At 60.4% G+C, this 21,270-nt stretch carries 12 protein-coding genes and 1 pseudogene; 7 read left to right on the forward strand and 6 right to left on the reverse strand.

Annotated features, from left to right (window positions below; all coding sequences use genetic code 11):
- Window positions 1–319: 319 nt before the first annotated feature.
- The 3 genes and pseudogenes from DGA31_RS30815 to DGA31_RS18145 all read left to right on the forward strand — a co-directional run.
- Window positions 320–1,198 (forward strand): annotated as a pseudogene (locus tag DGA31_RS30815) (cache domain-containing protein); the annotation flags it as partial.
- A 117-nt stretch (window positions 1,199–1,315) separates the two neighbouring features.
- Window positions 1,316–2,104: a methyl-accepting chemotaxis protein gene (locus DGA31_RS30820; protein ID WP_421957983.1), complete on the forward strand. Its 789-nt coding sequence runs from the start codon at window positions 1,316–1,318 to the stop codon at window positions 2,102–2,104.
- Window positions 2,105–2,310: 206 nt separating this feature from the next.
- A complete protein-coding gene (locus DGA31_RS18145) occupies window positions 2,311–3,516 on the forward strand; it encodes a tyrosine-type recombinase/integrase (RefSeq protein ID WP_109513487.1) in 1,206 nt (401 codons plus the stop codon).
- Here DGA31_RS18145 and DGA31_RS18150 read toward each other — a convergent pair.
- The 4 genes from DGA31_RS18150 to DGA31_RS29660 all read right to left on the reverse strand — a co-directional run bounded on the left by DGA31_RS18150 (window position 3,491) and on the right by DGA31_RS29660 (window position 6,169).
- Window positions 3,491–4,519 carry a DNA replication terminus site-binding protein gene (locus DGA31_RS18150; protein ID WP_109513488.1) on the reverse strand — a complete coding sequence of 343 codons (1,029 nt, stop codon included), beginning with the start codon at window positions 4,517–4,519 and terminating at the stop codon, window positions 3,491–3,493. The genes DGA31_RS18145 and DGA31_RS18150 overlap by 26 nt on opposite strands.
- Before the next feature lie 268 nt (window positions 4,520–4,787).
- Complete coding sequence (locus tag DGA31_RS18155; protein WP_109513489.1) at window positions 4,788–5,087, reverse strand: hypothetical protein; 300 nt, start codon at window positions 5,085–5,087, stop codon at window positions 4,788–4,790.
- On the reverse strand, window positions 5,084–5,716 hold the full coding sequence (locus DGA31_RS18160) for an AAA family ATPase (protein WP_056835692.1): 633 nt from the start codon (window positions 5,714–5,716) through the stop codon (window positions 5,084–5,086). Before DGA31_RS18160 ends, DGA31_RS18155 begins: the two co-directional genes overlap by 4 nt.
- A gap of 60 nt (window positions 5,717–5,776) precedes the next feature.
- Window positions 5,777–6,169 carry a hypothetical protein gene (locus DGA31_RS29660; protein WP_152035056.1) on the reverse strand — a complete coding sequence of 131 codons (393 nt, stop codon included), beginning with the start codon at window positions 6,167–6,169 and terminating at the stop codon, window positions 5,777–5,779.
- 768 nt (window positions 6,170–6,937) lie between these two features.
- Here DGA31_RS29660 and DGA31_RS18165 point away from each other — a divergent pair.
- The 4 genes from DGA31_RS18165 to DGA31_RS18180 all read left to right on the forward strand — a co-directional run bounded on the left by DGA31_RS18165 (window position 6,938) and on the right by DGA31_RS18180 (window position 12,782).
- Entirely contained in the window at window positions 6,938–7,684 is a 747-nt protein-coding gene (locus DGA31_RS18165; RefSeq protein WP_056835690.1) for a replication initiation protein, read from the forward strand.
- A gap of 682 nt (window positions 7,685–8,366) precedes the next feature.
- Window positions 8,367–10,118, forward strand: a complete 1,752-nt coding sequence (locus tag DGA31_RS18170) for a type I secretion system permease/ATPase (RefSeq protein ID WP_109513490.1) — start codon at window positions 8,367–8,369, stop codon at window positions 10,116–10,118.
- Between the two features lie 7 nt (window positions 10,119–10,125).
- Window positions 10,126–11,460: an HlyD family type I secretion periplasmic adaptor subunit gene (locus DGA31_RS18175; RefSeq protein ID WP_056835686.1), complete on the forward strand. Its 1,335-nt coding sequence runs from the start codon at window positions 10,126–10,128 to the stop codon at window positions 11,458–11,460.
- Window positions 11,457–12,782, forward strand: a complete 1,326-nt coding sequence (locus tag DGA31_RS18180; RefSeq protein ID WP_109513491.1) for a TolC family outer membrane protein — start codon at window positions 11,457–11,459, stop codon at window positions 12,780–12,782. The genes DGA31_RS18175 and DGA31_RS18180 overlap by 4 nt, the downstream gene beginning before the upstream one ends.
- A gap of 222 nt (window positions 12,783–13,004) precedes the next feature.
- On the opposite strand, the gene DGA31_RS18185 is transcribed toward DGA31_RS18180, so the two are convergent.
- Together DGA31_RS18185 and DGA31_RS29875 are read right to left on the reverse strand one after the other, a co-directional pair.
- Window positions 13,005–14,831: an O-linked N-acetylglucosamine transferase, SPINDLY family protein gene (locus DGA31_RS18185; RefSeq protein ID WP_056835860.1), complete on the reverse strand. Its 1,827-nt coding sequence runs from the start codon at window positions 14,829–14,831 to the stop codon at window positions 13,005–13,007.
- 76 nt (window positions 14,832–14,907) lie between these two features.
- Entirely contained in the window at window positions 14,908–21,231 is a 6,324-nt protein-coding gene (locus tag DGA31_RS29875; protein WP_206606847.1) for a beta strand repeat-containing protein, read from the reverse strand.
- Window positions 21,232–21,270 lie beyond the last annotated feature (39 nt).

Consider the following 21,270-nt stretch of genomic DNA (forward strand, 5'->3'; position numbering starts at 1 on the left):
TTGGTGCAGGCCACGTTTATAAAGGGCTCCAGGACCCTTCATAAAAACAATGCCACCGGGCCGATACCGAATGAAAAGCCGCTTGCAACTCATCTATACTTCCGTTCATCTATTCCTAGTTGACGTACGACATCGTTCTTGTTCAAGAACCTTAAAGTTCTAGAACGTTAAGACGTGTCCGTTATTTTCCCGTTCCTGATGACTGCTGAGATAAACCCTGATGAATTTGAAGTTTCGTCATAAGATCCTGTTGGCCGCCTCGGGCGTTGTGGTATTGGCCTTTGCGCTGTTCACCTTGTACAACGACTACCTGCAACGCATGACCATCCGCCAGAACCTTGAGGCCTCGGTCGGCCAGGCGGGCGAATTGACGGCCAGCAGTGTGCAGAACTGGCTGAGCGGCCGGATTCTGGCACTGGATAACCTCACACAGGACGTGGAGCGCCAAGGCATCAAGACCAATGACCTGGGCGGTCTGGTCGGTGCGCAATCGCTGCTTTCCACTTTCCAGTTCACCTACATCGGTGACAGCGACGGTGTATTCACCCAGCGCCCGGACGCACAGATGCCGGCCGGCTATGACCCGCGCAAACGACCGTGGTACAGCTCGACGGTAGCGGCGGGCAAAACCATCATCAGCGCTCCCTACCAGGCGTCGGTAGGGGGGCTTGTCGTTACCATTGCCAGCCCGATCCGGTCCGGTGGGCAGATCAATGGCGTGGCTGGGGGTGACCTGAGCCTCGATGTCCTGGTCAAGATCATCAATTCGGTCGATTTCGGTGGCCTGGGCCATGCGGTATTGGTGAGCCGCGACGGGCAGGTGATCGTCAGCCCGGACAAGGACCAGGTCATGAAAAACCTCAAGGATCTTTATCCGGGCCAGACCCTGGCGCTGGAAAAGCCCCTGCGTGAAGTCGTGCTCAATGGTCAGGCGCGGCTGCTGTCCTTTACCCCGATCACCGGCCTGCCAGGGGCTGACTGGTATATCGGGCTGTCGATCGACAAGGAAAAAGCCTATGCGCCACTGCGCCAGTTCCGCCAGTCGGCCTTGATTGCGGTGCTGATTGCGGTGGCCGTGATCGCTCTGCTGCTGAGCCTGCTGATCAGTGCGCTGATGCGTCCGCTGACTGATATGGGCCGTGCGATGCAGGACATTGCCGAGGGTGAGGGTGACCTGACCCGCCGCCTGAAACTGCAGGGCAATGACGAGTTTTCCGAACTGGGCGGTTCGTTCAACCGCTTTGTCGAGCGCGTCCATGCCTCGATTGCTGAAGTCTCATCGGCCACTTTGCAGGTGCATGACCTGTCACAACGGGTGGTAGAGTCGTCCAACTCGTCGATCATCGGCTTCGATGAACAGAGCGCCCGCACCAATAGCGTTGCGGCAGCCATCAACGAACTGGGGGCGGCGACCCAGGAAATTGCCCGTAATGCTTCTGATGCATCGGGCCAGGCCAGTGATGCGCGCGAGCAGGCCGAGGACGGTCGGCGTGTGGTCGAACAGACGATTCGCTCGATGAGCGAGTTGTCGAGCAAGATCAGTGGTTCATGTGTACAGATCGAGAAGCTCAACGCCAGCACCGACAACATCGGCCACATTCTCGACGTGATCAAGGGTATTTCGCAGCAAACCAACCTGTTGGCGCTCAACGCAGCGATTGAGGCCGCACGGGCCGGTGAGGCCGGGCGCGGCTTTGCGGTGGTCGCCGACGAGGTGCGCAACCTGGCGCATCGCACGCAGGAGTCGGCGGACGAAATCCACAAAATGATCGGTGAACTGCAAAGTGGTTCTCACGAAGCGGTGATCAACATGAATGAAAGCCAGGCTTCCAGCCAGAGCAGTGTCGAGGTGGCGAACCAGGCGGGCAGCCGCCTGCAGGATGTCACCCGGCGCATTGGTGAAATCGATGGCATGAACCAGTCGGTCGCTGCCGCCACCGAGGAGCAGACCGCCGTGGTAGAAACCCTCAACGTCGACATCAACCAGATCAACACCCTCAATCAGCAAGGTGTGGCCAACCTCAACGAAACTCTCAAAGACTGCGCCGCCTTGTCGCAACAGGCCGGTCGCCTCAAGCAACTGGTTGACAGCTTCAAGATCTGACGTCTTTTCAGCCCGCTGAAATGAAACGCCCCCTATCATCGGAGGCGTTTCATTTCGATGAGGGCCTGAGTGAGGGTTCATTAACCTGATCAGAACCTGAGTGCCTGCAAATAAAGGCTTTAACCGCAAATGTACGCGGAGGGTGCCTCCGCGTACATTGCGCTGTAAACTTTGCTTCTTTGTGTGTCCTTTCCTTGCGAGAAGAAATGAGCAAGCTGACCCTGTCATTTATCAAAACCGTGGAAAAACCAGGCCGGTATGCTGACGAGCGTGGCCTGTTTTTGCGGGTGAGTGCCGGCGGCAGTAAAAGCTGGGTGTTACGTTACCAACGTGACAAACGCCGGCATGACCTGGGTCTTGGCGCGTTTCCAGCCGTTTCATTGAAGGCCGCACGCCTGGCGGCCGACACACATCGTCTGGCCCTGAGCAAGGGAATCGACCCTTTGGCACAACGCCAGGCCGAGCAACAGAGCGTTCTGGCGGCAGCAGGTCCGGTGACCTTTCGCGAAGAAGCCGAGCGCTATATCCAGACACACCAGCAGAGCTGGAAAAACGTCCGGCATGCCCAGCAATGGACGCATTCGCTGGACGATCATGTCTATCCACGGCTGGGCGCAATGACGGTCGAGGCTATTGAGACCGACGATGTGCTGGATGTGCTAATACCCATCTGGAGCCGCATTCCTGAAACGGCTTCGCGCCTGCGCAACCGTATCGAGCTGGTGCTCGATGCGGCCAAGGCGCGCAAACTGCGCACGGGCGAAAACCCGGCTCGCTGGCGCGGCCACCTGGACAAGCTGTTGCCGCGACAAAAGCGCAGCCAGATGCCATTTTCGGCCATGCCGGCTGATCGGCTGGGCGCGTTTGTCCGTGAACTGGACAGCCTGGACAGTACAGCAGCACGCGCTTGTGAGCTGATCATCCATACGGCCTGCCGCAGTGCGGAGGTGTGTGAAGCGCGCTGGGAGGAGGTCGACCTGGTCAATCGGGTCTGGAACATCGACGCCCGACGAATGAAGGCCGGCAAGCTTCATCGCGTACCGTTGGTGGAGGCCGCGCTGCAGGTACTGGAGCAACAGCGTGGTAAACACCCTTTATATGTCTTTCCCAATGCCCGCCATAGCGGTGCGCTCCCGGGCAACGCCATTCGCCGGGTCATGGCGCAATTGAATGCCGATGACTATGTGCCGCATGGCTTCCGCTCCAGCTTTCGCACCTGGGCGGCCGAACACACCGATTTCCCCAGGGACGTCTGCGAAATGGCCCTGGCCCATACCCTGGGCGACAAGGTTGAAGCGGCTTATCACCGGGGTGACCTGCTGGATAAACGCCGGCAGCTCATGACCGCCTGGAGCGCCTTTATCGAGCAAGGCACCCGCCAGGTCGTCAGTCATCTACAGCCGGAAGGTTAAGGTCCAGTTGATCGTCGTTGTGAGGCAGGTTGTCCTCTGACGTTCTGGCGCGGCTCTCGGAGTACGTGGAGGCCACCAGGCTGGAGCGGCTCTGGGGTAGCTGAGACTTGCGCATGCCGACCAAGTCATTGGGATTGAGGTACAGGTTCATCCGTGGGATGACTTCAATGCGACTTTTCTTGTCCGGCCGTTCGGCCTGGCGTACATGGCGATCAAAATCACGCAACTCGTGAACCTCGATCGGCTTTTCACCGGCCAGTACAAACAGCGGCAAATTGCTGTGGATCATCGCGTCGTAACGGGAACTGGCCGAGAAATACAGCATCGCCCGTGGGTGTGGCGCCACTTTCTTGTATTTGACCAAGGTGGCATGGTCCGCCAGGTTGACGATACGCCGCAGTTCAGCGCCGGCAAGGGTCTCACCGGGCGCGACATTGTCGCGGTCCGACTGCTGCTCGGCAGCCTTGGCCAACAGCTCGCGTACCTTGCCGACCTCAACCCGCTCACCGCCGGTGGTGTGGCCGGCCCAGGTAAAGACAATCAAGCGCGGGCAACTGTCGAAGGCCTGGGTATGACGGCCCAGTTGCTTCATGCTGAATTGATGCCCCAGGGCCTGCCGCAGAATCTTGGAGCGTGCCGTGGTGGCCAGATTCAGTTCCAGGCGGGTCTTTTCGATCATGGCCATCAGTTCGTCCTTGAGATCATTGATTTCACGGACCCAAGGTAAGACGCTGTCGCGCACGGCAAAGTAACCCGGCAAGCGCATGACCGTACCGGGTGCCTGGCCGACAACACGTTCAAACGCCGTCATGGCCTGTATGGCAGCCTCGATGGCGGCCTGTCCTTCAAGGCGTTGTGCATCGATACGATCAGGTGCCTTTTGCTCTGCCAGGACAGGCAACTTCCAGACCGTACCGTTGACCACCAGGCTGGGCCATAGTTGATTAAAGACATGAAGCCTGGAAACCAGGCGCTCATGCACGGACACGATTTCAGTAAGCATATGCTCTCCTTTTCAATACCACCCCTAAATAAAGACCCCAAATAAAACAACACATTCTGCGCAAACCGGGTCGGGTAATCCGGGAAGGTAGAGCGGCTAACCTCTTTTGGTTCTCTAGGGGTGGTATTGATTTTGATAGCTATCTATCTTTATAGATAGCTATCTTTTTAGCTAACCCCTAGCCAGGCAGGCTGAGCGCTGTGATTGAACCAAAGAGATAGCTATCTATCTAGCTATCGATAAATGGATTACCTGCCCAACTCTTCAACTACTTGAGGTTGTAGTGCTTTTTTAACAGCTGCTGAACAATGTCAGTTTCAGTGACGCGCTTTCCGCTCTTGGCTGACTCTTGTGCAGCCCCCATTTTCAGTGCGTTGGCAATGTCCCACCGTAAGCGAAACAGCTTCTGGATGGTCGGCTCTGGCTTGAAGGCTTCAATGGTCGGTTCCTGGGCCACAGGTTCTTCACGGACTGTCATTTTGTTCAAGGCCTTGTCGGCCTCCCCGCCTTCGAGAAAATCGTTCGGGTCCTTCTTGAAGCTTTTGATGTCTGGCTTGGACTTGATCATGCCAGTACCTCGGCAAAGAACGCGTTCATTTCCTGAATGGCGGCATGATCACGCTTGAGCTCATGAACGATCGCCCCTTCACTGATGCAGCGACGGAAAGCCACACGCTCACAGATTTTGGTCTTGAAGACACTGAATGACTGCTCTTCCAGGAAGTGCAGCATCTCACCGGTGTCCTTGGTGCGGGTATCGACTCGGGACAACAGCATCTTCACATTCAGGTCGGGGTTGTAGTCGCGTGCAAGGTCAACGACCGTCAACAAATCCGTCATTGCTGCTGCGTCAAACGAGCTGGCGCCTACGGGCACGATGACGACTTCAGCCAACAACAATGCAGAGCGCAGTCCCACCGAATCTCGGCCACCGGCATCGACAACGACGTGCTCATAAGACGTTGCCAGCTGGCGGCCTTCCGAATTGATGGCTTTGCCTTGCAGACAGACCGTGGTCGGGCTTGGGCTGTACTCGGGGTTATCACGGCGCCAGGCGGCCCAACTGGCCGCACTGGCTTGCGGATCGCCGTCGATCAGCAATGTCTTTCCTCGTGTTGCCAGCATGGTTGCCAGGTGCACGGCTGTGGTGGTTTTGCCAACGCCCCCTTTGGTATTGACGCATGCAAAAATAGTCACTGCGGTCTCCTTCTCGTTGCGGCAGCTATATATAGGCCGTTCTTTCGACGTGCATTATAGCTATCTATCTATATAGCTAGCTATTTTAAATGCGCTTTCCTCCGAGCGCAGGTCTTCCATTCCAGCTGTCAGCTGAGTGACTTGTGCTTGTAGGGAAAATCCGAACACTTTGAAAGATTCTGCTTTTTGTATTGCGCGTTTTCTTCTGCTTTGCTTGTCGGTAACGTTTCTGGTGATCATGGGCAAAGTGCGGCCCCGATGCCCGCGACTGCAGTGATATGACGTCGAATGCATTGCACCTGGTGTTTTTTCATCACGCCGGCAATTCGGCAGAAAATTTTCCATGGCACCTGAAAAACTCATCTGCACACCTCGTAGCAATAGCCTCAAAAGACCCTGAGAAGAGTTTTGAGCGGTTTTACCCTTGTTTGCACATCCGTGGAGCTTAGGCATGCATTTCGTGCAACCTGCAAGCTCTCAGGAGGTTTTGGCGCTATTTCCTTTTTGCTCTGTGCTTTTGATTTTTCATCCCAGAAAAAAATCAGCTCTTCGCGTGTGTTTTTAAAATCTTTTTTTCTTGTTTTTAAAGCTTGTTTTTAAAGCTTGTTTTTAGCACCTCTGGAGGCCTTGATTTACGTGGCCTCCAGAGGTGCAACGACTACAAATTCCGGCTATACGACTACAAATTCCGGCTATGACGACTACAGATTCCAGCTGTATCGACTACAAATTTCAGCTATGACGACTACAAATTCCGGCTGTTATCCACAGGCAGTCAACGATTTTTGGATCCCAATTTAAGCTAAGTGATCCTTTGCCTCGATGTCATCCCGGCAGGCTCGACAAAGGTCGAAAATAAGCGGCGAAACAGGGGCTGGCTATCGACTACAAATTCCGGCTATGGCTCAACGCCTCGCCAAACGTGGCCCTCAGCCATGCCAGTGCGTCTGACAGACGCGTCCTACACGCCCTTCATGTGCTCATAACGACTACAAATTCCGGCTACTGCCAGACTTGCGGGTAACGACTACAAATTCCGGCTACCGTCGATCATGGCGCCGCAACTGAAAATCCAGGTCAAACCGGTGCCGGTCATCGACTACAAATTCCGGCTATGGCTTATGGCTATTAACGACTGGATATTTCAGGCATGCACAAACCAGACGAAAAACGGTTGCCAAGCTTGTTACTATCGACTCATCAACGCGCCCGGAGTAGTCGATGACCGCCAAAGAACCTTCGTCACTGCTGGTGACGAAAGCCAACGATCTGATCAGTGCTTCCTACCGCCTGACCCTGCAGGAACAGCGCCTGCTGCTGGCCGCGATCGCCCAGGTCGACCCGCGCAAACCGATGCCCTCCAAGATCACCGTGACCGCCGCCAGCTTTGCCGAGATCTACGGTGTGCCGATCCGTTTTGCCTATACCAATCTCAAGGAAGCGGCCGATTCCCTCTACGAGCGCGATATCCAGACGTTCGACGGCAAGAACCGCACGCGCATCCGCTGGGTGTACAAGGCGACCTATGCCGAGGGCGAGGGACGTGTGACGTTGAATTTCACGGTGGATGTGATCCCCTACCTGTCGATGCTCAACAGCAAGCTGACCTCGTACGACCTACGCCGTGTGGCCAACCTCAATTCGATGCACAGCTTTCGGCTGTTCGAGCTGATGATGCAGTTCAAGAGCACTGGCGTTCTGGTCATCGAGGTCGAGAGGCTGCGCATCCTTCTGGACCTGGGCGACAGCTACAAGCGCTTCAACAACCTGCGTCAGCGTGTCATCACGCCCTCGATCAACGAGATCATGGCCAAGTCGGGCATCTCGATTACCTACGAGACAATCACCGAAGGCAAGACCGTGAAAAGCCTGGTGTTCCGCTTTCAAGAGGCTGCCCAGTTGCGACTGTCACTGGGGGATACCTTGCAGGCACTTCCCGAAAACCCGCTGGATATCTTGAAAGATTAGTATTTAAAACAGTAAGTTGCGGAATTAAAAGATAGCTATATATCTAGATAGCTATCTATGTTTTTCGTTATTACCATAGCCGGAATTTGTAGTCGATGCACCGCTCCGGTTCACCTGCGACGTCGGTTTTGGTGTCGGCCGTGCCGATTCGGCTGCCTTGCCTGGTAAACCGGTCCTGTAGAGCCCAGGCATCGGCACATCGCTTTTTACGGGGGCTGCACGTCATTTTTCGCGCAACTGCGTGCTGATCCGTATAGATAGATAGCTATATAGATAGCTGTTTTTTTGCCTGTCACTTGAAACCAAAGGCCGAAACATTCTGTAGCCGGAATTTGTAGTCGATAGCACTGGCCGCCCAGAGCTTGAACATGCACCTGAGCGATCAGGCAAGAAACGTCTTGCGCGATATAAAGGCCGCAACGGATCCAGTCAGTGCTGACGAGCGGCAAAGGGCTGGCAGGTACTTGTCGACAGGCTGCATCGTGACCGTACGCTCAACGATGAAGCCTTAGTCAACAGGTTCAAGATCAGGCTGTTGGAGCCGATGATATAGGTGTGTGGGCCGGCCTTGAGCAGTTCGCCTGCCAAAGTGCTAGCATCCGCGGCATCAAGCTTGCGTGATGCGATGCCGGCCTGTTGGCCAGCAGCCCTTTTCCTATCGTGACTTTCTCTCCTGGACGCCATGCGACTCTTTTTTGATCCCAAGCGAGACATCGATGCAGCCCTGCTGCGCTACCGTCGTCTTTTCGGGGTGCTTGCCCTGTTCAGCGGGGTGATCAACCTGCTGATGCTGGTGCCTTCTGTTTATATGATGCAGGTCTTCGACCGTGTCCTGACCAGCCGTAACGAAACCACGCTGCTGATGTTGAGCCTGATCCTGCTCATCTTCTTTGCGGTCAGTTGTGCACTGGAGTGGGTGCGTGGCCAGGTCATGATCAAGATGAGCGCGGGTCTGGACACGCAGCTGGGTGAACGGGTCTTTGACGCCGCCTTTCAGCGCAGCCTCAAGGAAAACAGTAGCAACCCGGCCCAGGTCCTGAGCGATCTGAACAGCATTCGCCAGTTCGTCACCGGGCCTGCGTTGATTGCGCTGTTCGATGCGCCGTGGCTGCCGATCTACGTCATTGCGACCTTTCTGTTTCACCCTCTGCTCGGTGTGTTCACGGTCATCGGTTCGCTGATCCTGGCCGGGCTTGCGATCTGGAACGAGTTGACCACGCGCAAGAGCATGAGCGAGGCCAACCGCTTGTCGGTGGCGTCTTCGAGCTATGTGAACGGTACCTTGCAGAACGCTGAGGTCATTCAGGCCATGGGCATGCTCCAGCCCTTGCGTCGTCGCTGGTACAACGTCCAGCAACAGGTCATCACCGAACAGGGCGAGGCCAGCGACCGCAGTTCACGCATTGCGGCGATTTCGCGTTTTATTCGCATGACCTGGCAATCCCTGGCCCTGGGCCTGGGCGCGATACTGGTGATCGAGAATCAGATTTCGGCCGGGGTCATGATTGCCGTCTCCGTCCTGCTTGGGCGCGCGATGGCGCCGGCCGAGGCGCTGATCGGCTCGTGGAAGCAGATGGGCAATGCCAAAAGCAGCTATGAACGCTTGAACCGCCTGCTCAATGAATTCCCCAAGGACACCGCACGCATGCCGCTGCCGGCGCCCACCGGTGCCCTGAGCATCGACAAGCTGGTGATCACCCCGCCGGGCCTGCAGCGCCCGGCCGTCAACGGTGTGACCTTCAAGCTGGCCAAGGGCGAAGTGCTGGCAATCATCGGCCCGAGCGCCTCGGGCAAATCATCCCTGGCGCGCGCCATGGTCGGCATCTGGCCGGCCAGCCACGGTTCGGTGCGCCTGGACAATGCCGAAGTCAGCCAGTGGTCGCGCGAGGCGCTGGGGCCCCACCTGGGCTACCTGCCACAGGACATCGAGCTGTTCGACGGCACGATTGCCGAAAACATCGCCCGCTTTGGCGCAGTGGACTCCGACAAAGTCATTGAGGCCGCGCAGATGGCCGGCATCCACGAAATGATCCTGCACTTCCCCAAAGGCTACGATGCCTTGCTGGGCACAGGGGGGCTGGGTCTGTCAGGCGGCCAGAAACAACGTGTCGCCCTGGCCCGTGCGCTCTATGACACCCCTTCGCTGGTGGTGCTCGATGAGCCCAACTCCAACCTCGATGACGCCGGTGAGGCTGCACTGGTGCAGGCAGTGCGCAAGCTCAAGGACAAAGGCAGCACCGTGGTGCTGGTGACCCACAGGCCGAACATCCTGGGGGTGGTCGACAAACTGCTGTTTCTCAAGGAAGGCGTTCAGCAACTGTTCGGCCCGCGCGACCAGGTGATGAAAACCCTGATGCCGGCGGCGGCGCCCAAAGCGGTCGCGCCTGCCAGTGCACCCGACAGCAACCCGGAAACCAGCAATCAAAAAGCCTGAGGCATCCATGCAAGCCAGTCAGAACGACCTGTCCACCCCGGTCTCCAAACCCGATGCCGATGCCAATAACATCGCCCGCGTCGGTATGTGGTGCCTGCTGCTGGGCCTGGGCGGCTTTTTTCTCTGGGCCGGTTTTGCACCGCTCGACCGGGGCGTGGTGGGCAGTGGCTCGGTGGTGGTGTCCGGCGAGCGCAAGACAGTGCAATCACGCAGCGGCGGCATGATCGAGCGCATCCTGGTGCGTGAAGGCGACCAGGTGCAGCAAGGTCAGGTGGTGGTACAGCTCAACACCGTGCAGGCCAAGTCGCAGCTTGATGTCGCCATCGGCCAATGGCTGAGTGCTCGGGCCGTCGAAGAGCGGCTGATGGCCGAGCGCCTGGACCGTGACCATATTCAATGGTCGCCCGACCTGCTGGCCCGCGCCGACGACCCGCGGGCGCGAGCGTCCATGGAACTGCAAGGCTACCTGTTCGCCACACGCCGTGCCGAGCTGGCCAGCCGCTTGCAGATCAACCAGCACGAAATCGCTTCGCTGAACGAACAACTGGCCGGTTACGAAGAGATCAAGCGCAACCACTCGGCACAGCTGCAATTTCAGCAGCAGGAACTCAAGGGCCTGCGTGAGCTGGCCCGCGAAGGCTATCTGCCGCGCAACCGCCTGTTCGAGGCCGAGAGCAATGCTGCACAATTGAGCGCACAACTGGCCGCGACGATTTCCGACATCGGCCGCACTCGCCAGGGCATCAATGAAAGCAAGCTCAAGACCCTGCAGCAGGGTCAGTTGTTTCGCAGCGATGCCGAATCGCAACTGACCCAGGTCTCAGGCCAGAGCTCAAGCCTGGCCGACCAGATCAAGGCCCTGGAATTTGAACTCAACAGTGCCGCTGTCGTGGCACCGGTCGCCGGTCAGGTGATGAGCCTGGCCGTGCACACCGTTGGCGGTATCGCCCAGCCCGGCCAGCGGCTGATGGACATCGTGCCGCAAGGGTCCAGTTGGGTGGTCAAGGCGCAATTCCCGCCCATGATGGCCGATCGGCTCAAGCCCGGGCTGGTCGTGGACCTGCGCTTTGGTTCGTTGCAACGCGTACACACCCCGGTCATTGTCGGCAAGGTCCAGACCGTATCGCCAGACCAGTTGATCGATGAGCACACCAACTCGCCGTATTTCTCGGTGGAGGTCTCGGTCAATCCTGAGCAAGTCGAAGAGCTGCACAACCTGGGCCTGGACATCAAGCCGGGCATGCAGGCCGAGGTACTGGTCAAGACCGGTGAACGCACCCTGGCCAACTATCTGATGCAGCCGATCGCCGAGCGTATGGCCGGCGCCTTCAAGGAAGAATGACCGTGCGCCTGCCTGTCGCTGTATTTGCCCTGCTGTTCTCCTGCCACCTGTTGGCGGCCGACGATCAACTGTCGCTGGTGGCCTTGTATGACGCCTCGCGCCTGAACGATGCGGCCTACCAGGTGGCCAACCATGATTACGAAGCCTCGCGCCAGGAAGAAGCGATCGGTCGCAGTGGCCTGTTGCCCCAGGTGGCGATCAATTCGCGTTATGGCCATGGTGGCAAATTCAACAAGGAGTCGGCGGCCAACAGCGGCGAAGACCAGTTTGCCTCCGACAGCATTGCCCTGACGGTCAGCCAGCCGCTGTTCGACAAAGGCCGCTGGGCGGCCTACGAGCAGGCCAAGGCCCGTGCCCGGCTGGGAGAGTTTCAGCACGACAACGCCGGACAAGCGCTGTACGACCGGGTGGTACAGGCCTATTTCGATGTGGCACAGGTCGAAAACGAACTGAAACTGACCTCCCAGCAGAAAGCGTCCATTGCCGCCCTGGCCAAACAGTCCAAGCGCCTGTTCGAGGCCGGCGAAGGCACCATCACTGACCTTGAAGAAGCCCAGGCCCGGCTTGATGCCATCAGCGCCCAGGAAATCGAAGCCCAGGCCCGGCGCCGCGCCGCCTTGCGCAAACTCTCCGGCCGGGCCGGCCTGCCCGTCAACGATATTCAGCCCATGCAGGAGCCTTCGCCGGCCAACGCCCTGCTGGCGCCTGAGGAAGACCTCGATTACTGGATGCTCAAGGCCGATCAGGCCGCCGCCGAACTGGGCGTCAGCCGGGCCACGATCAAGGTGGCCGAAGCCAACCTGAAACTGCAGAAGTCCGGACACTACCCGACCGTCGCCCTGAGCGGACGCATGGCGCGAGTCGACCAGAGCGACATCAACGAGTTGTCCCAGCGACAGTCGACTTACTACGTGGGGGTGGTGGTCGACATTCCGCTGTACCAGGGCGGTGGCGTCAGTGCCTCGTCGGAAAAGGCCCGCTCGGCCCTGGAAAGCGCCCGTTCCAGCTATGACGCGCAACTGCAGCAGTTGACCGAAGATGTCGAGGCCAACTACCTGGGCGTGGTTGCCGGCTTCGAGAAAATCCGTGCGCTGATCACTGCCGTGCGCTCCAGCCAGGTCGCCCTGACTTCAGCTGAAAAGGGCTACCAGGCCGGCGTGCGCTCCACCCTGGACATCCTCGATGCTCAGCAACGCCTGTTCTCGGCCCGGCGCGACCTGCTCGACACCCGCCTGGCAGTGTTGCAAAGCTACGTCAACCTGCACACCCGCACCGGCCAGATGACCCGCAGCAAACTGGAAAAGGTGCAGGGGCTGTTCTGAAAACAACCGCCTGATGTACAGGCGGTTGCTGTTGTGGCCGTCCCCGCGCGCTCATCAAACATAAAATAACTTATTGATTTTCTTGGCTATAAAATTCACACCCGTAGGAGCCCGCTTGCCGGCGACCGAGTGCGCAGCGCTCGCAGAAATCTGCGAAACGCCGCAAATTTACGACTGCTACGCAGCCGGTCGCCGGCAAGACGGATGGCCGCCCCCGCGCTCCTACAACGCCACGCGGCTGATTGCCGCTTCGAAATCGCGCACAAACCCCGGTGTATCGAACAGCGGTGAGGTGTCGCGGGCCTGGATCAGACGCTGACGCAGGCCGGGCAACAGATCGGGCTCGGTCGCCAGTTGCACGGCGCGGTCTTCGTAGTCGGCCAGGGTGGTGGTGATCAGCTCCGGCAGATCCAGCGCCGTCAGCAGGCTGCCGGCCATGCGCGAGGCGAAGGTGCGGCCTGAGCGGGTGAGCACCGGCAGTCCCATCCACAGCGCATCGTTGGCCGTGGTTCCGGCGTTGAACGGATAGGCGTCCAGAAACAGGTCGGCGGCCGTGTAGCGCGCCAGGTACTCCGGCGGTGCCACCCGCGGGGCGAACAGCAGGCGAGCCGGATCGATGCCTTGCGCCTTTGCCCGGGTGCACAGGTTGTCTTGGGCCCAGCGGTTATCGGCCAGTAACCACAGCAGACTGTCAGGGGCGCGCTGCAGGATGCGCATCCAGCAGTCGAAGACCTCCTCGTTGAACTTGTAGTTATTGTTGAACGAGCAGAAAACGAAGCGATCATCCGGCAGGCCGCACTGGGCCCGGGTCGGCAGGGCTGCCACCGGCCGCTGCCGGTCACTGCACTGGTAGATCTTGTCCAGGTACAGCGGCGTTTCGCTGTAGTAGGGTTTTTCGGTGTCAGGAATCAGGTAGCGGTCGGCAATCACGTAGTCGATGGCCGGCAGTCCCGTGGTGCCGGGAAAGCCCAGGTACGTCATCTGCACGGGGGCCGGCCGGTAGGCCACGATGTCCGCGCGCGCCCCGGACGTCAGCCCGTGCAGGTCGATCAGAATGTCGATCTCATGGCTGCGGATGCACTGCGCCGCGGCCGCATCACTCATCGCACCGATGAGCACGAAATGATCCATGGCCTGTTTCACCCGCGCACGCAGCGGCGAGCCATCCTCGCGGCTCCAGCAGAAGCCGTAGACCTCGAAGCGCTCGCGGTCGATCAACTCGAACAGCTCGACCGTCAGCAATGACACGGCATGCAGGCAGAAGTCTGACGACAAGAAGCCGATGCGCAGCTTCTGGTGGCCATACCCTTGCGCCGTGGCCAGGGCCGGCACGCGCACATTGACCCTTTCCTTGACGAAATGCATGGCCGCTGCCAGTTGCAGGCCCGGGTCACCACTGCCGGCCAGCAACGCCAGAGGCGAAGACGCCTTGAGCAGATCGCCTTTGCTCAAACCTTCAGGCGCGTCGTACACCGGCCATACGCATTGTTTCTGACGCAGGTGCACCCAGTGTTGAATGACCTTGGGCTGGACCGGATCGGCCAGCAGGCTGGTGTGCAAAATGGCTTCGGCGGGCTGTAACTGGCGGGTTTCTTCCAGCAGCCGGCCCAGGTTGTTACAGGTCAGCACATACAGGTCACGGCTCTGCTGTGCATCGACCAGGCGCTTGTCGAGCATCGATTGCCAGGTGGCCAGTGCTTCCTGCGGCTTGAGCTGACGCTCCTGCAGCGAGCCCAGGTTGAACCAGGCCTGGGCGAATTCGGGGTTTTGCGCGATGGCGGCGCGATAGGCCTGCTCGGCGGCGTCTATTTGTCCAAGGCCGGACAGCGTAACGCCCAGGTTGAACTGAATGATGTAATTGATCGCCGAATGACAATGCCCAAGCCAGCGCTGATACAGCGTCGCGACATCGTGGGGACGCTGGGCGGCATTGAGCTGGTCGGCGATCTGCAGCAGTTGCATCGGCTCCAGCGCAACACGTTCAGCGCGTTGCAAGGCGCTGGCAAACACCGCATCGAGGTCCGGGCTATCAAGGTTCTCGGTCTGCATTGAAGGCTCCACACAAAAAAATACCGGGCTTTCGCAAGCCCGGTATCAAGGTCTATCAAAGGTTTAACACTGAATATCAGCTAATCCAAGTCTGAACATCGGTGGCCACCAGCAATTGCACGTCACCGTCGTTGTACACGTTGTAGCTCGCGCCATCGACGGTTGCCGTGCCTGCCGCTTGCCACTCGCCGGCAGCGCCCTGGACGTGGACTGTATCGTTCTGGTCACCGTTGATGATCATCTGCACCGGTGCAGCAGCACCGTTGCTCACATCAACCTGTCCGGCCTGGCCCAGCTGGCTGACGGCCTGAGCATCCAGGGTCAGCGAGGTGGTGGCGCCGTTGTCGGCCGCCAGATCGATGCTGCCCAGGGTATGGGCACCGACGACCGATACATCCAGTTGCGTCAGGTCGATGGACTGACCGCCATTGCCATCGGTGCGGAACCACACGTCAGCAATGGTATGGGTCTGGCCATCACCGGTTTCGAAGCTGCTGTGCAGCCCGATCAGGTTGCCGTGGTTCAGCTCGGTGGTGGTGGCCACGTCCAGATTGAACTGGGTGATGCCCAGGTCTTTCAGGGTGTGCAGCTCGCCCGCCTCACTGATGCCATCGTTGTTGCTGTCGACCCAGACCTGCAGGGCACCGAACAACTGGTCGCCGGCATTCACTACGCCGTCGTGGTTGCTGTCCATGCTCTGGAGGGCTTCGAAACCGTCCTTGGCCAGCGAACCGTCCGGCAGGCGGAACGAGGAACCGAACAGTTCGGAGCCATCGTTGATCTGACCGTCGCCATTGACGTCCAGTACCAGCAGGCCATCACCGCCGGCAGTCCAGCCGGTAGCTTCCTTATGACCGTCGGCGTTGAGGTCAAAGCGCGCGCCGGTGGTCAGGTGGGAGGTCTGCACGCCGTCACCGTTGAGGTCCAGAACCAGCGGCGTGGACAAGGCCAGCGCGTCGATCTGGGCTGCACTCATCGCTTGCAGCTGCACAGTGGTGAAGGCATCGACCTGGGTCATTTTCAGGTGCGACAGCTGATCGGTGGTCAGTGCCGCCGCCTGGGTGGCGGTAAGCGCCTTGACTTGAGCGGTGGTAATCGCCGCCAGGTCAGCCGTTTCGATCGCGCGGACCTGAGCGGTGGTCAGCGCCGCGATATCGGCGGTTTCCATCGCCGCAAGCTGCGTCGATTTCAGGGCCACGATTTGCGCCGTGGTCAATGCAGCAACCTGGCCGGTGGTCATGGCCTTGATCTGTGCAGTGGTCAAGGCCGCGACATCAACAGTATCCAGAGCGGCGACCTGAGTGGTGGTCAAGGCCGCGATCTGGGTCGTTTTCAGCGCAACCACTTGAGCGGTGCTCAGCGCCTTGACCTGAGCGGTGGTCAGGGCTGCAGTCTGAGCGGTGGTCAGGGCCGCGACACTGGCCACCGACAGGGCGGCGACATCGGCGGTCTGCAGAGCGGCGACCTGGCCTGTGGTCAGGGCAGCGATCTGGGCCGTTTTCAGCGCGGCGACCTGACCTGTGGTCAAGGCGACGATCTGGGCGGTGGTCAGAGCGGCCACGTCAGCGGTTTCCAGGGCAGCGACCTGAGTGACTTTCAGTGCAGCCACTTGGGCTGTGGTCAATGCGGCGACCTGGCCGGTGGTCAAAGCAACCACCTGAGCGGTGGTCAAGGCGCCCACATCGGCAGTTTCCATTGCCGCGACCTGGCCGGTGGTCAGTGCCGCAACCTGAGTCACTTTCAGCGCCGCCACTTGGGCGGTGGTCAGTGCCACGATGCCGCCGGTGGTCAGGGCTGCGACATCAGCGTTTTGCATCGCTGCGATCTGGGCAGGTTTGAGCGCTGCGACTTGGGCTGTGGTCAGGTTGGCCACCTGAGCGGTCGTCAACGCGACAACCTGAGCGGTGGTCAGCGCCGCCACATCGACGGTTTGCATGGCCGCCACTTGCGTGGTGGTCAACGCCGCCACTTGAGCGGTGGTCAGACCGGCCACTTGCGCGGTGCTCAATGCCACCATTTGCGCGGTGGTCAGCTTGGACACCTGGGCGGTGGTCAGTGCAGCAAGGCTGGCAACCGGCAGGGCGGCCAGGTCGGCTGTTTCAATCGCCGCCACTTGGGCGGTGGTCAAAGCGGCCAACTGGGTGGTTTTCAGCGCTGCGATCTGACCGGTAGTCAGGGCTGCGATCTGACCGGTGGTCAAGGCCGCGACATCGGCGTTTTGCATCGCTGCGATCTGTGCAGGCTTGAGTGCCGCCACTTGCGCGGTGGTCAGGTTAGCCACCTGAGCGGTGGTCAACGCGACGACCTGAGCGGTGGTCAGCGCCGCTACGTCAGCGGTCTGCATGGCCGCCACTTGCGTGGTGGTCAACGCCGCCACTTGAGCGGTGCTCAAAGCGGCCACCTGGGCGGTGGTCAAGGCCACAACCTGAGCGGTAGTCAATGCTGCCGTTTGAGCGGTAGTCAGCGCCTTGATGCTGGCCACCGGCAGGGCCGCCAGATCAGCCGTTTGAATGGCCGCCACCTGGGTGGTGGTCAACGCGGCAATCTGAGTGGTTTTCAGCGCAGCGATCTGAGCGGTGCCCAGCGCAGCAATCTGAGCGGCGCTCAGGACTGCGAAATCGGCGTTCTGCATCGCCGCCACCTGTGCCGGCTTGAGTGCCGCCACTTGGGCGGTGGTCAGGTTGGCCACTTGGGCGGTGGTCAGGGCCACGATCTGAGCGGTGGTCAGAGCCGCTACATCAGCGGTCTCCAGCGCCGCGACCTGAGTGGTGGTCAGGTTGGCCACCTGGGCGGTGGTCAGTGCCACAACCTGAGCGGTGGTCAGTGCCGCGATCTGACCGGTGGTCAAGACCGCGACATCAGCGTTCTGCATTGCCGTGATTTGTGCAGGCTTGAGCGCGGCCACTTGGGCTGTGGTCAGGTTGGCCACCTGAGCGGTGGTCAACGCGACAACCTGAGCGGTGGTCAGTGCAGCCACATCGGCCGTTTCCAGCGCTGCGACCTGAGCGGTGGTCAGGTTGGCCACCTGAGCGGTGGTCAGAGCGGCCACTTGCGCAGAGGTCAAAGCCGCTACTTGGGCTGTGGTCAGCTTGGACACCTGAGCGGTGGTCAGTGCCGCAATGCTGGTCACCGGCAGGGCGGCCAGGTCGGCCGTTTCAATGGCCGCCACCTGGGCAGTGGTCAGCGCCGCGACCTGAGCGGTTTTCAGCGCCGCGACCTGGGCGGTGGTCAGCGCTACGATCTGACCGGTGGTCAGTGCCGCGACATCAGCGTTTTGCATCGCTGCGATCTGGGCAGGTTTGAGCGCCGCGACTTGGGCTGTGGTCAGGTTGGCCACCTGAGCGGTGGTCAACGCGACAACCTGAGCGGTGGTCAGCGCCGCCACATCGACGGTTTGCATGGCCGCCACTTGCGTGGTGGTCAGGGCCGCCACTTGAGCGGTGGTCAGACCGGCCACTTGCGCGGTGCTCAATGCCACCATTTGCGCGGTGGTCAGCTTGGACACCTGGGCGGTGGTCAGTGCCGCAATGCTGGCAACCGGCAGGGCGGCCAGATCGGCTGTTTCAATGGCCGCCACTTGCGCGGTGGTCAGGGCTGCGACCTGGTTGGTTTTCAGCGCGGCGACCTGGGCGGTGGTCAGGGCCACGATCTGACCGGTGGTCAGGGCCGCCACATCGGCGGTTTCCAGCGCTGCAACCTGGGCAGGCTTGAGCGCAGCCACTTGGGCTGTGGTCAGGTTGGCCACCTGAGCGGTGGTCAACGCGACAACCTGAGCGGTGGTCAGCGCCGCCACGTCGACGGTTTGCATGGCCGCCACTTGCGTGGTGGTCAACGCCGCCACTTGAGCGGTGGTCAGAGCGGCCACTTGCGCGGTGCTCAATGCCACCACTTGCGCGGTGGTCAGCTTGGACACCTGGGCAGTGGTCAGTGCCGCAATACTGGCGACCGGCAGGGCGGCCAGGTCGACCGTTTCAATGGCCGCCACTTGCGCGGTGGTCAGGGCGGCGACCTGAGCGGTTTTCAGTGCCGCCACTTGAGCGGTGGTCAGGGCCACAATGCTGCCAGTGGTCAGGGCCGCCACATCGGCGGTTTCCAGCGCTGCGACCTGGGCAGGCTTGAGCGCGGCCACTTGAGCAGTGGTCAGGTTGGCCACCTGGGCGGTGGTCAGTGCTGCGACCTGAGCAGTGGTCAAGGACGCCACATCAACCGGTTGCATGGCCGCCACTTGCGTGGTGGTCAACGCCGCCACTTGAGCGGTGGTCAGTGCTGCGACCTGAGCGGTGGTCAGGGCCACGATGCTGCCAGTGGTCAGGACTGCCACATCAGCGGTTTCCAGCGCCGCAACCTGTGCAGGCTTGAGCGCGGCCACTTGGGCAGTGGTCAGGTTGGCCACCTGGGCGGTGGTCAGGGCCACGACCTGAGCGGTAGTCAGCGCGGCCACATCGGCCGTTTCCATCGCGGCTACTTGGGCTGTCGTCAGATTGGCCACCTGAGCGGTGGTCAAAGCTGCAACCTGAGTGGTGGTCAAGGCCACTACTTGAGCAGTGGTCAGCTTGGACACCTGGGCAGTGGTCAGTGCCGCAATGCTGGCGATCGGCAGAGCAGGAATATCATCCGTCTCAATAGCCGCCACCTGAGTGGTGGTCAGTGCCGCGACCTGGGCGGTGGTCAGAGCCGCCACCTGGGCGGTGGTCAGGGCCACGATGCTGCCGGTGGTCAGGGCCGCGACATCAACGGTTTCCATCGCTGCGATCTGGGCAGGCTTGAGCGCCGCGACCTGATCGGTGGTGAGGTTGGCCACCTGAGCGGTGGTCAGTGCCACGACCTGTGCGGTGGTCAGGGCCGCGACATCAGCGGTTTCCAAGGCAGCGACCTGAGCGGTGGTCAGATTGGCCACCTGAGCAGTAGTCAGCGCAGCGACCTGGGCAGTGGTCAAGGCGATCACTTGATCAGTGGTCAGCTTGGACACCTGAGCCGTGGTCAGTGCCGCAATGCTGGCGACTGGCAGGGCAGAAATATCAGCCGTTTCAATGGCCGCTACTTGTGCGGTGGTCAGTGCCACGACCTGGGCAGTGGTCAGAGCCGCCACCTGGGCGCTGGTCAGGGCCACGATGCTGTCAGTGGTCAGGGCCGCCACATCGGCGGTTTCCATTGCGGCGATCTGGGCAGGCTTGAGGGCCTCTACTTGATCGGTAGTCAGCGCCGCGACCTGGGCGGTGGTCAGTGCCACAACCTGAGCGGTGGTCAGAGCTGCAACATCAGCGGTTTCCAGCGCTGCTACTTGACCGGTGGTCAGGGCTGCGACCTGAGCGGTGGTCAGCGCGACCACTTGACCGGTGGTCAAGGCCACGATGTTGTCGGTGGTCAGCGCCGCCAGATCAGCCGTTTCCAGTACTGCGATCTGGGCAGGTTTGAGCGCTGCCACTTGGTCAGCCGTCAGATTGGCGGCCTGGGCGGTGGTCAGCGCCACGACCTGAGCAGTGGTCAGTGCCGCGACATCAGCCGTTTCCAGCGCGGCGACCTGAGCGGTGGTCAGATTGGCCACCTGAGCGGTGGTCAAGGCGGCGACCTGGGCAGTGGTCAAGGCGATCACTTGATCAGTGGTCAGCTTGGACACCTGGGCAGTCGTCAGTGCCGCAATACTGGCAACCGGCAGGGCGGGGATATCACCTGTTTCAATGGCCGCCACTTGCGCGGTGGTCAAGGCGGCGACTTGAGCGGTGGTCAACGCCGCGACCTGGGCAGTGGTCAGGGCCACGATGCTGTCAGTGGTCAAGGCTGCGACATCGACGGTCTGCATGGCCGCGATCTGGGCAGGCTTGAGGGCCGACACTTGATCGGCGGTCAGGTTGGCGACCTGAGCCGTAGTCAGGGCCACGATCTGGGCGGTGGTCAGCGCCGCTACGTCAGCGGTTTCCAGAGCCGCAACCTGAGTGGTGGTCAATGCCGCTACTTGAGCGGTGGTCAATGCCGCCACTTGAGCGGTGCTCAGGGCCACGATGCCGTCGGTGGTCAGTGCTGCAAGGTCCACGGTCTGCATCGCCGCGATCTGTGCAGTCTTGAGGGCTGCCACCTGATCAGTGGTCAGGTTGGCCACCTGAGCGGTGGTCAGGGCCACGATCTGGGCGGTGGTCAGCGCCGCGATATCGGCGGTTTCCATCGCCGCGACCTGGGTGGTGGTCAGGGCTGCGACCTGGGCCGTTTTCAGCGCTGCGACCTGGGCGGTGGTCAGGGCCACGATGTTATCAGTGGTCAGTGCCGCAAGATCTACAGTCTGCATCGCTGCGATTTGCGCCGTCTTGAGGGCTGCCACTTGGCCGGCGGTCAGGTTGGCGACCTGAGCGGTGGTCAGGGCCACGATCTGAGCGGTGGTCAGGGCGGCGACATCAGCGGTTTCCATCGCGGCCACTTGCGTGGTGGTCAGGGCCGCCACTTGGGC

Source organism: Pseudomonas ovata, from assembly GCF_003131185.1.
Classification (GTDB): domain Bacteria; phylum Pseudomonadota; class Gammaproteobacteria; order Pseudomonadales; family Pseudomonadaceae; genus Aquipseudomonas; species Aquipseudomonas ovata.

Excerpts from the sequence above, each read along its gene's own strand:
- DGA31_RS18145 (WP_109513487.1), top strand. The coding sequence starts at position 2,311 with ATGAGCAAGCTGACCCTGTCATTTATCAAAACCGTGGAAAAACCAGGC.
- DGA31_RS18150 (WP_109513488.1), bottom strand. The coding sequence starts at position 4,519 with ATGCTTACTGAAATCGTGTCCGTGCATGAGCGCCTGGTTTCCAGGCTT.
- DGA31_RS18155 (WP_109513489.1), bottom strand. The coding sequence starts at position 5,087 with ATGATCAAGTCCAAGCCAGACATCAAAAGCTTCAAGAAGGACCCGAAC.
- DGA31_RS29660 (WP_152035056.1), bottom strand. The coding sequence starts at position 6,169 with ATGCCTAAGCTCCACGGATGTGCAAACAAGGGTAAAACCGCTCAAAAC.
- DGA31_RS18165 (WP_056835690.1), top strand. The coding sequence starts at position 6,938 with ATGACCGCCAAAGAACCTTCGTCACTGCTGGTGACGAAAGCCAACGAT.
- DGA31_RS18170 (WP_109513490.1), top strand. The coding sequence starts at position 8,367 with ATGCGACTCTTTTTTGATCCCAAGCGAGACATCGATGCAGCCCTGCTG.
- DGA31_RS18175 (WP_056835686.1), top strand. The coding sequence starts at position 10,126 with ATGCAAGCCAGTCAGAACGACCTGTCCACCCCGGTCTCCAAACCCGAT.
- DGA31_RS18180 (WP_109513491.1), top strand. The coding sequence starts at position 11,457 with ATGACCGTGCGCCTGCCTGTCGCTGTATTTGCCCTGCTGTTCTCCTGC.
- DGA31_RS18185 (WP_056835860.1), bottom strand. The coding sequence starts at position 14,831 with ATGCAGACCGAGAACCTTGATAGCCCGGACCTCGATGCGGTGTTTGCC.
- DGA31_RS29875 (WP_206606847.1), bottom strand. The coding sequence starts at position 21,231 with ATGGAAACCGCTGATGTCGCCGCCCTGACCACCGCTCAGATCGTGGCC.